We start from the raw sequence: 13,171 nt of genomic DNA, 5'->3' as shown, positions 1-13,171 counted from the left end.
GATTAGTGAGAAGTAGATTGATTAAGTGCTTGTTTTGCAGCGTCCTCTTCGGCGCGCAACGTGCGGCCAGCGAAGAACATATAAAGGAGTGCAATGACCACGATGACGCCCATAAAGGCCATGCCGATGCTGAAGAAGCCTTGCATCATCGGTGGTGCGAGAATTGACCAGTCCGCCATGCCCATCCAGGCGCTGAGGCCAGTCAGTTTAACTGCCCAGACGCAACCGAAGATTTCGATCATGCCCATCACCAGACAGATTTTCAGCGCCGCGCGCCAGCCGCCGAAGTGGTTGGCAAAGACGCCGATGGTGGCGTTGGAGAAGAACATCGGGATAAAGCCAGGAATGATCATGATGGAAGATCCCATGGCGAACAAAATACTGACAGCAAGCAGCTGACCAATGGTGCCCCACATAAAGCCCCAAACCACGGCGTTCGGTGCAAAGCTGTAAATCGCTGCACAATCGATCGCCAGAACGGCACCGGGAATTAAACGTTGAGAGATACCGTTAAAGGCTTCGGTCAGTTCAGCGACGAACATGCGCACGCCCTGAATAATGATGAAGATCGCTACAGCAAACATCAGACCGGTTTGCAGGATGTAGAGGGTCCAGTGCGTTTTACCGGCCATTTGTTGCAACGTGTCGAGGCCAAAAGAGCAGAGGATGATGCCGAAGAAGACGGTCATCACGATGGCAGTTGAGACAATATTGTCATGGAAGATATTCAGCCAACCCGGCAACTTGAGGTCTTCCACGCTCTCTTCTTTTTTACCCAAATACGGCGCGATTTTATAAGCGATCCAGGAAGCAAACTGTTGTTGGTGACCAATTGAGAAACCGCTGTTTTCGGTCACGGCCTGCGTCGGTTTATACATCATGTTGGAGGTAATCCCCCAATAGAGCGATACCAGAAACGCCGTCGACCAGATAGTGGTCCACATCGGATAGCCCAGGATGAAGAAGAACACCGCAATGAGCCCGGCTTGTTGAAACATAATGTGGCCAGTGAGCATGATGGTACGGATGCCGGTGATTCGGCGAAATACGACGTAAAGAATGTTAAGTCCGAGGGCGATCAGCACCGAATAACCGACCCAGCTATAAGCATCACCCATGCGCTCAACCGTGGCCATCATTGAGGCGTAGGTGTCAGAAATGGCGCCGTTAATGCCATACACTTCCGACAGCTTGGCCACCACCGGTTTAAACGTACCGGTCAGAATGCCGGAACCTGCCTGTAATAACATGAAGCCGATAATGGTTTTGATGGTGCCTTTGATAATCACTGTCGCGCTCTTCCTGAGCAGGATGTAACCCAGCATGGTCACAATACCCAGCAGCAGCGGTGCGTTGGTCATCACCTGATTAAAAAATACGGTAAATACGGTATAGAGGAATTCCATAAAACTCTCCGTTAACCTTCGAGAGACTTGCCCGGGCTTTCCACCCTGATGGAGTAGCCACAAACGATGTTGGGACACAAAGACTTTAATGCTCACCACAAGTCATTAAAAGATTAATAATGATTATTTGTGAGCACACTCGCAAGATATCGACTGACGTTTCAACATGTATTTCTACCAGCAAGATTTTTATTTCAATTAATTCATAGCTATAAATGAAAGATCACTTTCTATTCAGCCTATCGATAAATTACATTCTGTTTAAACACCTACGTTTATGCGTGCTTTTTTGTCAAAAATGGCATTGTATACAGCCAAAATCAGTGCTAGCTTGCTCACGAAAGAGACACAAATAATCACCATATGATTATTTGTGATTTAAATTCGCACTTCAATACATGACGAGGGAACACCATGAGCAAAGTAGAAACGATCAGCCGCGAGTCCTGGATCCTCAGCACTTTCCCGGAATGGGGCACCTGGTTAAACGAAGAAATTGAGCAGGAAAAGGTCGCGCCAGGCACCTTTGCTATGTGGTGGCTCGGCTGTACCGGGATCTGGCTGAAGTCCGAAGGCGGCGCAAACATTTGTGTCGACTTCTGGTGTGGCGTGGGCAAACAAAATCACAGCAGCCCGCTGATGAAAAATGGCCATCAGATGCAACGTATGGCGGGTGTGAAAAAGCTGCAACCGAACCTACGCACCACACCGTTTGTGCTCGACCCCTTTGCTATCAGGGAGATTGATGCGGTATTGTCCACGCACGACCACAATGACCACATTGATGTCAACGTCGCTGCAGCGGTGATGCAAAACTGCGCCGCAGACGTGCCATTTATCGGCCCGCAGACCTGCGTAGATTTATGGATGAGCTGGGGCGTACCGGCTGAACGCTGCATCGTGATGACACCAGGCAAAGTAGTGCATATTAAAGATGTAGAAATTCATGCGCTGGATTCGTTCGACCGCACGGTGCTTATCACCTTGCCCGCCGACCAGAAAGCCGCTGGTGTACTGCCGGACATGATGGACCAGCGCGCGGTGAACTATCTGTTTAAAACGCCAGGCGGCAATCTGTATCACAGCGGCGACTCCCACTATTCCAATTACTACGCCAAACATGGCAATGAATATAAAGTCGACGTGGCACTTGGCTCTTATGGAGAAAATCCACGCGGCGTAACAGACAAAATGACCAGCGTGGATATGTTGCGCATGGCCGAGTCATTGAAAACTCAGGTGGTTATTCCGTTCCACCATGATATTTGGTCAAACTTCCAGGCCGATCCGCAGGAGATTCGCGTACTGTGGGAAATGAAGAAAGACCGCCTAAAATATGGCTTCAAACCGTTTATCTGGCAGGTTGGTGGCAAATTTACCTACCCGGATGACAAAGATAATTTCGAGTACCACTATCCACGCGGTTTCGATGACTGTTTCATCACGGAAACGGATTTACCTTTTAAATCATTCCTTTAATCGATGAGTAAAAGCATGGCGGGGATCGTGATCCCCGCACGTTATCAGCAAATGACGATTGAATGATTCAACTGCTCATCTATAATCACGCGGTATCCCCTCCCGCGGAGTCACCATGACAGAACCACAACGCCATAATGCGATCCTTGAGCTTTTACAACGCCAGGGTCAGATTTCTGTCTCAGATGTGATCGACAGTTTCGATATATCGCCCGCTACGGCGCGCCGTGATATCACCAAACTCAATGAACTGGGTAAGCTGCGTAAAGTGCGCAACGGTGCTGAAGCCGTCACTTTACCGCGTCAGAACTGGACGCCGCTCAATATTCACCAGACACAAAACCTCAATGAAAAAATGCGTATCGCCCAGGCCGCTGCAAAGCTCTGCCAGCCCGGTGAAAGCGTGGTGATCAACTGCGGTTCCACCGCATTTCTGCTGGGCCGCGAGATGTGCGGTAAAGATATTCAGGTGATCACCAACTATCTTCCGCTGGCCAATTATCTGATTGAGCAGGAACACGACAGTGTGGTGATCATGGGGGGTCAGTACAATAAAAGTCAGTCGATAACGCTGGCCCCACAAGATGGCGACGCCAGTCTGTATGCCGGCCATTGGATGTTCACTAGCGGCGCGGGGCTAACCAGCGACGGCCTGTATAAAACCGATATGCTGACCGCGATGGCCGAACAAAAGATGCTTAACTACGTCGGTAAACTGGCTGTGCTAGTAGATAGCAGCAAAGTCGGCCAGCGCGCGGGTATGCTGTTCAGCCGTACTGAACAAATCGACGTGCTCATTACCGGGCAAGATGCTGATACCGCGATCCTCGATCAATTACGCGCTAAAGGCGTGAAGGTCATTTTAGTCTGATCGCTTATTTTGGTTTATCCCTGAAGTTTGTCGGGTCTTGGTGGCTGAATAATTCGGTAGTATGGGGCAAGTCATGATTAATGAGGCTTTGCCAAAATGGAACAATTTGAAACAATCAGCGTAGAACTTGCGCATACCCGCCTGAAAGCAGGCGATGCGGTGATGGTCGATATCCGCGACCCGCAAAGCTTTGGTGCAGCCCATGCACCCGGTGCATTTCATCTGAGTAATGAAAGCATGGCGGCTTTTATCCAAAACGCTGATGCCAAAACCCCGCTGCTGGTCATGTGCTATCACGGCATCAGCAGCCGGGGCGCAGCACAATTTCTGATCGGACAAGGTTTTGAGTCGGTCTATAGCGTTGACGGCGGCTTCGAAGCCTGGTCACAAACTTTTCCTCAGGACCTTGAAGCCTGATTCCAGGTATTTCCTCCTTTCTGATTAGTCCCCGGATCCCGCTGACATGCTTTTTTAGTTATAACCGTTGGTTTGGTCTGGGCATTAAATATTCTTAAGCTGAATCAGCTGAACCTTTTCAGTATTGGTATAATTTATCTCTAATATTTATAGGATATAAAGATGAAAAACCTGGAAAAACCTCGCCCACTGGGCATGCGTACACTGGCGGTTCATGCAGGTCAGCAACCTGATAAATTAACCGGTGCCATCGCGACGCCAATTACAGCCACTTCGGCTTTTTCCTACGATAATTTCGACAGCGGCGCTCGGCGTTTTAGTGGCGAAGAACCGGGTTATTCCTACAGCCGCTTTGCCAATCCGACGGTTGCGGTTGTTGAGCAAAAGATGGCGGCTCTCGAAGGCGCAGAAAGCGCCGTCGCCTGCGCCAGCGGTATGGCAGCCATTAGCGCTGTACTGTTTGCCATGCTGTCAACGGGTGATGAGATTATTCATGTCGGTACGCTGTATGGGGGAACCGAAGGTGTGATCCGCAATTTGCTGCCGCGTTACGGCATTAAACCGGTGTTTGTAGCAGACACTAAAGACCTGCAAGCGGCACTCACACCGCAGACCAAAATGGTGTTTGTCGAAACGCCGGCTAACCCGGTGTTAGGTATTGTCGATATTGCCGTAATCTCCCGCATGGCGAAGCAGGCCGGTGTGGTCAGCGTGGTGGACAACACGTTCGCCACGCCTTATCTGACCCGTCCGCTGGATCTGGGCATTGATATTTCCCTGCATTCCGCCACCAAATACATCAGCGGTCACGGTGATGCGACCGGCGGCGTGGTTGTGGGCAGTAAAGCACTGATTGATCCGATCCGCACCCTCAGTATGAAACAGTTTGGCGGTTGCTTAAGCCCGTTCGAAGCAGCGCTGCTGACCCGAGGCCTGAAAACCCTGCCACTGCGCGTAGAAGCCAGTTCGCTCAGCGCCGCGCATATTGCCGAAGTGCTGGACGCACATCCGGCGGTGTCACAGGTGTTTTATCCGGGGCTGAAAAGCCATACGGGCCATGAGATTGCTGCACGCCAGATGAAACTGTTCGGCGGCATCATGGCGATTGAACTGCGCGGTGGACGCGACGCAGCGCGGACTTTCCTTGATAAGCTGACCATCATCACACAGGCAGTCTCTGTCGGTGACACCGACTCGCTGGCCTGTCACCCAGCGACGACCACGCACAGCGCAGTCTCAGCCGAAGTTCGCCGCCAGAGCGGAATCACCGACGGTCTGGTGCGTATCAGTATTGGTATTGAAGACGTGGAAGATTTGATAGACGACATTCAGCAGGCGCTCAAAGGGCTGTAATTTCTCTGCCCTGTCACTGTTTTAACAAAAAAACCGACCAAGGTTTGCCCGGTCGGTTTTTTTTATGCAGCATACAGTCCGCGCCACTGACGTTATAATCAATCGTCATCACGCTGGCAGATTAAGGTTATCCTATCCATGTCGTCGAAAAATCAAACCATTACAGGACCAGCAAAATAATATGGTACGTATTCTTAGCCTGAACAATCCCCGTCTGGCCCTGGCTTTTGTCGATTATATGGCGACGCAGGGGATAAAACTGCGGGTCATAAAAGAGAGTCAGGAAGTGCAACTGTGGCTGGACGATGAGGCTCGCTTGCCAGAAGTGGAGCAGCAGGCGGCGCTATTTTTGGAAGACCCGTTGCATGCGCGCTATCTGGCCGCCAGTTGGCAAACTGGCAGTACCGACGCCAATCTGAGCTATCAGCACTACTCTTACTGGCAGCGCATACGCAGCCAGGCCGGGCCGCTGACGATGACCATCATGTTCCTGTGTATCGCGGTCTATATTCTGCAACAAATCTATGGTGACGAAAGCATAATGCGTGTGTTGGCCTGGCCAATGGACAGCAGCCAATACGTCGAAATTTGGCGTTGGTTCTCTCCCGCCTTGTTGCACTTCTCCCTGTTGCACATTCTGTTTAACTTATTGTGGTGGTGGTATCTGGGTGGCCCGGTGGAAAAACGTCTCGGCACCGGCAAACTATTTACGATCACCATTGTGTCAGCGTTAATCAGCGGCTGGGGCCAGTCGCTATTCAGCGGTATCTGGTTCGGCGGTTTATCAGGCGTGGTGTATGCCCTAATGGGTTATGTCTGGCTGACCGGTGAGTTAAAACCTGAACGCGGGATTTCTTTGCCACGTGGACTAATGGTATTTTCCATTGCCTGGCTGGTGCTGGGTTATTTCAACGTGATGGGACTTGCCATTGCTAATGCCGCCCACATTTTCGGTTTGGTGCTCGGCCTATTGATGGCCTTTGTTGATACCCGAACATCAGATAAAAAACATAATTAGGGGATTTCGGTGAAACAGACACAACGCCATGACGCCATTATTGACCTGGTACGCTTGCAGGGTTACGTGAGTACCGAGGAGTTGGTGGAGCATTTCTCCGTCAGCCCACAGACGATCCGCCGAGACCTCAATGACCTGGCCGAGAAGAATAAGATTCACCGCCATCACGGCGGTGCAGCACTGCCATCGAGTTCCGTCAACGCTGCCTACAATGACCGAAAAATCATGTGGTCGGCAGAAAAAGCGCGTATTGCTCAGCGCGTGGCCGCACAGATCCCCGATGGCGCAACGCTGTTTATCGACATCGGCACTACGCCTGAAGCCGTGGCCTATGCGCTACTCAACCATAAGAATCTGCGCGTGGTCACCAACAACCTCAATGTCGCCACGCTTTTGACCGCGAAAGAAGACTTCCGGCTGATCCTTGCCGGGGGTGAAGTCCGCACGCGTGACGGCGGCATCATGGGCGAAGCAACGTTGGATTTCATCTCCCAGTTTCGCCTCGACTTCGGCATTCTGGGCATCAGCGGCATCGACATGGATGGTTCATTGCTAGAATTTGACTATCATGAAGTGCGCACTAAACGCGCCATTATTGAGAACTCTCGCTCCGTCATGCTGGTCACAGACCACTCTAAGTTTGGCCGTAATGCCATGGTGAATCTCGGCAATATGAGTCTGATCGATTATCTGTTCACTGACCAACAGCCACCAGAAAGCGTCATGAAAATTATCGACAAGTACGACGTACAACTCGAACTCTGCTAAACCCGCCTGTCTGCCGGATGCGTCAAGAGCACGCATCCGATACTTTCATTACGTTCGTACGGATCCCTTAAACAAACCATAGCGAAAACGCCCCGCCATTTCCCTTCCATTGGTTTTTCCTTCACGCTTTTTTGCGCAAAAACGCCTAAATAATGTTACCTGCATCACGCCTAAATGTTTTTATTTGGTTAACTCTTGGCTTGTTTGACAATTCTCGATTACAATCATGAGCGAAAACGAACATTAAAGAGCTATAACGAACATCTGGAGGAAGATGACGTGGAAACCAAAGACTTGATCGTAATCGGTGGCGGTATCAATGGTGCCGGCATTGCGGCGGATGCGGCTGGCCGTGGGCTGTCCGTTCTGCTGCTGGAAGCGCAAGACTTGGCGTGCGCGACCTCTTCAGCCAGTTCAAAGCTGATTCACGGCGGCTTGCGCTACCTCGAACACTACGAATTCCGCCTGGTCAGTGAAGCACTGGCTGAACGCGAAGTCCTGCTGCGCCTTGCGCCACATATCGCATTCCCGATGCGTTTCCGTCTGCCGCATCAACCGCACCTGCGTCCGGCCTGGATGATCCGCATCGGCCTGTTTATGTATGATCATCTGGGTAAACGTACCAGCCTGCCTTCCAGTAAAGGGGTGAAGTTTGGTACGGACTCCGTGCTGAAACCTGAGCTGACCAAAGGCTTTGAGTATTCCGACTGCTGGGTCGATGACGCACGTTTAGTGGTGCTCAACGCTCAGGAAGTGGAAGAGCGCGGCGGCGAAGTACGTACCCGCACCCGCGTAAACCGAGCATGGCGTGAAGATGGGATGTGGATGGTGGAAGCCGAAGATATTGATTCCGGTAAAACCTTCACCTGGCGCGCTAAAGGTCTGGTGAATGCTACCGGCCCGTGGGTCAAACAATTCTTCGACGACGGCCTGAAGCTTAAATCGCCTTACGGTATTCGTCTGATCAAAGGCAGCCATATTGTAGTGCCACGCGCCCACAATCAGCCGCAGTCCTATATTCTGCAAAACGAAGACCACCGTATTGTGTTTGTGATCCCATGGTTGGATGAATTCTCCATCATCGGCACCACCGACGTAGAATATAACGGCGATCCGAAGGATGTGAAAATTGATGAGAAAGAGACCCGCTATCTACTGAAAGTGTATAACGATCACTTTAAGAAACAGCTGACCACTGAGGACATCGTCTGGAGTTACTCCGGCGTGCGTCCACTGTGTGATGATGAGTCTGATTCTCCGCAGGCGATCACCCGCGATTATACCTTGGATGTTCACGACCAGAATGGCCAGGCCCCGCTGCTGTCGGTATTTGGCGGTAAACTAACGACCTACCGTAAGCTGGCAGAACATGCGCTGGAAAAACTGACGAAGTATTATCCGAAAGCCGGCCCGGCCTGGACCAAAAATGCCGTGCTGCCAGGAGGAAAACTGAACGGCGATCGCGAAACGTACGCTGCCAATTTGCGCAACCGCTTCAAATGGCTGCCGGAGACACTGGCTCGTCGCTATACCCATACGTACGGCAGCCAGACCGAGTTGTTTATCGCTGATGCCACCAGTCTGGAATCACTGGGAGAAGATTTCGGCCACGGATTCTATGAAGCCGAACTGCGTTATCTGGTGGAAAAAGAGTGGGTTATCGAGCTGGATGACGCTATCTGGCGTCGTACCAAACTCGGCATGTGGCTTGACAGCGCTCAGCAACAACGCGTGGCCGAATGGCTGGCCACTCACAAGCAGCAGAAAAAACACCTGTCGTTAGCGTCTTAATCTATCTGCAACGCTATACCAACAAAGGCATCCATCGGATGCCTTTGTCATATCAACGCTTCGGTTACAACTTGACCGGCTTAATATTCCAGATCTCGTCGGCGTACTCTTTAATGGTGCGGTCAGACGAGAAATAGCCCATGTTAGCGATATTCAGCAGAGTACGACGCGTCCACTCATCTGGATGTTGGTAGAGTTCGTCCACTTTGTCTTGGGTATCGACATAACTACGGTAATCCGCCAGTACCTGATAGTGGTCACCGAGGTTCACCAGAGAATCGAACAGATTAGTGTAGCGCTTCGGCTCGTCTGGGCTGAAGACGCCAGTAGCAATCTGGGTCAGTACCTGGTGTAGCTCAGTATCCTGTTCATAATAAGTCCGCGGGTTATAGCCGTCATGGCGAAGCTGCTCCACTTGTGGCGTGGTATTACCGAAAATGAAGATATTTTCCTCACCGACATGTTCGAGCATTTCGACGTTGGCACCGTCCAAGGTTCCAATCGTCAACGCACCATTGAGAGCAAATTTCATATTACTGGTGCCTGAGGCTTCGGTGCCAGCCAGTGAAATCTGTTCCGAAAGATCGGCGGCCGGGATGATCATCTGCGCCAGACTCACGCTATAGTTCGGAATAAACACAACTTTGAGTTTATCGCGCACGCGCGGATCTTCATTGATAACGGTAGCAACATCGTTGATCAGGTGAATAATCTGCTTGGCCGCGTAATAGGCCGAGGCGGCTTTACCTGCGAAAATCACTGTCCGCGGTACCCAGTCAGCCTCCGGTTCTTCAATAATGCGGTTATAACGGGTGATCACATGCAGCACGTTCATCAATTGGCGTTTATATTCGTGAATGCGCTTGATCTGCACATCAAACAGGCTCTTGGGATCTACCACGACATCCAGTTTCTGCGCGATATAAATCGCCAGACGTTTTTTGTTCTCAAACTTTGCCTTGCGCAGCGCGTCGAGGAAACTCGGGTAGTCAATATTCTGTTTCAACTCATCAAGCTGACTCAGGTCGGTACGCCAGTTGTGGCCAATCGCGTCATCCAGTACTTTCGACAGCGGTTTATTCGCCACACCGAGCCAGCGACGCGGCGTCACACCGTTAGTTTTGTTACAGAAACGGTCCGGATAGACTTTGGCAAAATCAGCAAACAGCGATTGCACCATCAATTCGGAATGTAGTGCCGACACGCCATTGACTTTATGGCTGGCGATGACCGCCAGCCATGCCATGCGCACCTTGCGACCATGCTCTTCATCGATAATGGACACGCGTGACAAAATGCCGCTATCACCGGGCACTTTCACTTCAACTTCTTTGAGGAAGTGATCGTTAATCTGGAAGATGATCTCCAGATGACGCGGCAAGATCTTGCCGATCATATCTACCGGCCAGGTCTCCAGGGCTTCGCTCATCAACGTATGATTGGTGTAGGAGAAGACTGTACTGACCGTCTCCCAGGCTTTATCCCAGCCGAATTTATGCTCGTCGATCAGCAGCCGCATTAGCTCTGGGATAGAGAGCACGGGATGCGTGTCGTTGAGGTGAATGGCAATTTTGTCAGCCAGATTGTCATAGGTGTGGTGGGTGACATAATGGCGAGTAAGAATGTCCTGCACGGTGGCAGAAACCAGGAAATATTCCTGACGCAGCCGCAGCTCGCGCCCAGAGTAGGTCGAGTCATCGGGATAAAGCACTCGTGAGACGTTCTCAGAATGGTTTTTATCTTCTACCGCCGCAAAATAGTCACCCTGATTGAATTTGCCGAGGTTAATTTCATTACTGGCCTGCGCGCCCCATAGACGCAGCGTGTTGGTGGCATCAGTATCAAAACCGGGGATGATCTGGTCATAGGCGCAGGCGATGACTTCTTCGGTTTCCAGCCAGCGGGTTTTGGTCCCTTCATGTTGCAGGCGACCGCCGAAACGCACTTTGTATCGGGTGTTATGCCGCTGGAACTCCCATGGATTACCGTATTCCAACCAGTAATCCGGCGCTTCCATCTGCTGACCGTTAACAATGCTTTGCGAGAACATGCCATATTCGTAACGGATTCCATAACCCCGTCCCGGTAGCGCCAGCGTAGCCAGCGAGTCGAGGAAACAAGCAGCAAGACGTCCCAGCCCGCCGTTGCCGAGGCCGGGATCGTTCTCTTCATCGATCAGTTCCTCAAGGTCAAATCCCATCTCATTGAGTGCTTGTTTGATATCATCGTAAATACCCATCGACAGCAGCGAATTCGACAACGTGCGCCCAATAAGAAACTCCATCGATAAATAGTAAACCTGCCGCACATCTTGCGAGGTTTGTGCCCGGTTAGAGCGTAACCAACGCTCCACCATGCGGTCACGTACCGCAAACAAAGTGGCGTTTAGCCAGTCATGCTGAGTGGCAATCGAGGGATCTTTTCCGACGATAAACATCAGCTTGTAAGCAATCGAGTGTTTCAGCGCTTCAACACTGACTGTCGGCGAAGTGTAATTAAACGGTGAAGTCATAGCGTTGAGCTCCCAATCAAGTCATGTCGCTTCTCAATCTTCATGACAGCAACCGTTGATAAAGTGACAGATAGGCCTGAGCCGCTACCTGCCAACCGAAGTCGATACCCATAGCGTGATGCTGAACGTGGCGCCAATGTTTTGGCCGGCTCCACAGCACAAACGCCCGGCGAATGGCGCTCCCCAAAGACGTGCCGTTCGCCTCTTCGAAAACAAACCCGCTGGCGGTACCGTCGGAAAGATTTTCCAGCGCGCAGTCCACCACCGTATCCGCCAGTCCGCCGGTACGGCGAACCAGTGGCAAGGTACCGTATTTAAGACCATAAAGCTGTGTCAGTCCGCAAGGCTCGAAGCGGCTTGGCACCATGATGACGTCAGCACCACCGATAATGCGGTGTGAAAACGACTCGTGATAGCCGAGCTGTACGCCCACTTGCCCTGGGTTATCTGCGGCCGCGGCCAGAAACGCCTGCTGTAATACGGCATCGCCTGCTCCGAGAAGTGCCAGTTGACCGCCACGTTCAAGCAAGTCCGGCAGCGCTTCCAGAACCAGGTCCAGCCCTTTTTGGCTGGTCAGGCGGCTAACGACAGCGAACACCAGTCGCGAGTCATCTACGTCCAGTCCCATTGCACGTTGCAAATAGGCTTTGTTGATCATCTTGGAGCGCAGGTCATCAGCATCATAGCGAGCCGACAGCAATACGTCATCACGCGGCTGCCAGATGGCATCATCCACACCGTTGAGAATGCCCGACAGTCGACCTTCCTGTTCACGTTCACGCAGCAAAGATTCCATCCCGTAACCAAATTCAGGACGGGTGATCTCTTTCGCATAGGTAGGGCTGACAGTGGTGATGTGGTCCGAATAGAACAACCCGGCTTTCAGATACGATATCTGACCGTAGAACTCCAGGCCGTACATCTGAAAGAACTCGAACGGGATCTGCAAGTGCTGCAAATGGTAACCGTCGAACAACCCCTGAAATGCCAGATTATGCACGGTGAACACGGTTTTGACCGGAATATGTCGTGAGCGCACATAAGCCGACGTCAGCCCGGCGTGCCAGTCGTGTGAGTGAAGAATATCTGGTTTCCACATTCCGTCAAAACCATTGGCCAATTCGGCTGCCATCCAGCTTAGCAGGGCAAAACGCAAATGGTTATCGGGATAAGCATAAGCAGACTGATCATGATACGGGCTGCCGGGGCGGTCATACAGTCCGGGCACATCAATGATGTAAATACCCACGCCCTGGAACACACCGTAGCGTAGCGTCACATGTCCGGCGAAGGTATCAAGGTGGCCCACGACCTGCGTCTCTCCGATGCCCCGCTTAATATCGGGGAAGGCCGGGATCAGCACGCGTACGTCGGTCCCCCCCGCTATTTGCGCGGCGGGAAGCGCACCCGCGACGTCAGCCAGTCCCCCTGTTTTTAATAGGGGAAAAAGCTCTGAACAAACATGTAAAACCTGCATTCGCGCTCCTGAATTATCATCGCCACCACGGGGTTATTACCTGGGTGATGAGCAAACATTATCGGGGCAGACGTCAACA

At 51.6% G+C, this 13,171-nt stretch carries 10 protein-coding genes; 7 read left to right on the top strand and 3 right to left on the bottom strand.

Features of this window, described 5'->3' with window-relative positions; all coding sequences use genetic code 11:
• Window positions 1-2: 2 nt before the first annotated feature.
• Entirely contained in the window at window positions 3-1,406 is a 1,404-nt protein-coding gene (locus IEV89_RS14170; RefSeq protein WP_188474178.1) for a PTS ascorbate-specific subunit IIBC, read from the bottom strand.
• A 414-nt stretch (window positions 1,407-1,820) separates the two neighbouring features.
• Between IEV89_RS14170 and ulaG the strand changes: the two genes are divergently transcribed.
• The 7 genes from ulaG (at window position 1,821) to glpD (ending at window position 9,103) form a co-directional block, all read left to right on the top strand.
• A complete protein-coding gene (gene ulaG / locus IEV89_RS14165) occupies window positions 1,821-2,885 on the top strand; it encodes an L-ascorbate 6-phosphate lactonase (RefSeq protein ID WP_188474177.1) in 1,065 nt (354 codons plus the stop codon).
• Window positions 2,886-3,000: 115 nt separating this feature from the next.
• Window positions 3,001-3,756 (top strand): HTH-type transcriptional regulator UlaR, encoded by a 756-nt coding sequence (gene ulaR / locus IEV89_RS14160; protein WP_188474176.1) that lies wholly within the window; start codon window positions 3,001-3,003, stop codon window positions 3,754-3,756.
• 96 nt (window positions 3,757-3,852) lie between these two features.
• Window positions 3,853-4,173, top strand: a complete 321-nt coding sequence (gene glpE, locus IEV89_RS14155) for a thiosulfate sulfurtransferase GlpE (protein WP_188474175.1) — start codon at window positions 3,853-3,855, stop codon at window positions 4,171-4,173.
• Window positions 4,174-4,335: 162 nt separating this feature from the next.
• A complete protein-coding gene (locus IEV89_RS14150) occupies window positions 4,336-5,526 on the top strand; it encodes a trans-sulfuration enzyme family protein (protein ID WP_188474174.1) in 1,191 nt (396 codons plus the stop codon).
• Window positions 5,527-5,707: 181 nt separating this feature from the next.
• Window positions 5,708-6,544, top strand: coding sequence for a rhomboid family intramembrane serine protease GlpG (gene glpG, locus IEV89_RS14145; protein WP_188474173.1), 837 nt, complete (start codon window positions 5,708-5,710; stop codon window positions 6,542-6,544).
• 9 nt (window positions 6,545-6,553) lie between these two features.
• Window positions 6,554-7,312 (top strand): DeoR/GlpR family transcriptional regulator, encoded by a 759-nt coding sequence (locus tag IEV89_RS14140; protein WP_188474172.1) that lies wholly within the window; start codon window positions 6,554-6,556, stop codon window positions 7,310-7,312.
• A 279-nt stretch (window positions 7,313-7,591) separates the two neighbouring features.
• On the top strand, window positions 7,592-9,103 hold the full coding sequence (gene glpD, locus IEV89_RS14135) for a glycerol-3-phosphate dehydrogenase (RefSeq protein WP_188474171.1): 1,512 nt from the start codon (window positions 7,592-7,594) through the stop codon (window positions 9,101-9,103).
• Between the two features lie 64 nt (window positions 9,104-9,167).
• On the opposite strand, the gene glgP is transcribed toward glpD, so the two are convergent.
• Together glgP and glgA are read right to left on the bottom strand one after the other, a co-directional pair.
• Window positions 9,168-11,615, bottom strand: a complete 2,448-nt coding sequence (gene glgP, locus IEV89_RS14130; RefSeq protein WP_188474170.1) for a glycogen phosphorylase — start codon at window positions 11,613-11,615, stop codon at window positions 9,168-9,170.
• A 40-nt stretch (window positions 11,616-11,655) separates the two neighbouring features.
• Window positions 11,656-13,092, bottom strand: a complete 1,437-nt coding sequence (gene glgA, locus IEV89_RS14125) for a glycogen synthase GlgA (RefSeq protein WP_188474169.1) — start codon at window positions 13,090-13,092, stop codon at window positions 11,656-11,658.
• Window positions 13,093-13,171 lie beyond the last annotated feature (79 nt).

The sequence above is a fragment of the Hafnia psychrotolerans genome (genome assembly GCF_014639435.1).
Classification (GTDB): Bacteria; Pseudomonadota; Gammaproteobacteria; order Enterobacterales; family Enterobacteriaceae; genus Ewingella; species Ewingella psychrotolerans.
The sequence above is the reverse complement of the archived record's forward strand: the minus strand, read 5'-3'. Positions and strand labels throughout refer to the sequence as shown.

What these genes read in the sequence shown, in the direction of transcription:
- glgP (WP_188474170.1), bottom strand. Translation starts at nt 11,615, where the DNA reads ATGACTTCACCGTTTAATTACACTTCGCCGACAGTCAGTGTTGAAGCG.
- IEV89_RS14150 (WP_188474174.1), top strand. Translation starts at nt 4,336, where the DNA reads ATGAAAAACCTGGAAAAACCTCGCCCACTGGGCATGCGTACACTGGCG.
- glpG (WP_188474173.1), top strand. Translation starts at nt 5,708, where the DNA reads ATGGTACGTATTCTTAGCCTGAACAATCCCCGTCTGGCCCTGGCTTTT.
- ulaR (WP_188474176.1), top strand. Translation starts at nt 3,001, where the DNA reads ATGACAGAACCACAACGCCATAATGCGATCCTTGAGCTTTTACAACGC.
- IEV89_RS14170 (WP_188474178.1), bottom strand. Translation starts at nt 1,406, where the DNA reads ATGGAATTCCTCTATACCGTATTTACCGTATTTTTTAATCAGGTGATG.
- glgA (WP_188474169.1), bottom strand. Translation starts at nt 13,092, where the DNA reads ATGCAGGTTTTACATGTTTGTTCAGAGCTTTTTCCCCTATTAAAAACA.
- ulaG (WP_188474177.1), top strand. Translation starts at nt 1,821, where the DNA reads ATGAGCAAAGTAGAAACGATCAGCCGCGAGTCCTGGATCCTCAGCACT.
- glpE (WP_188474175.1), top strand. Translation starts at nt 3,853, where the DNA reads ATGGAACAATTTGAAACAATCAGCGTAGAACTTGCGCATACCCGCCTG.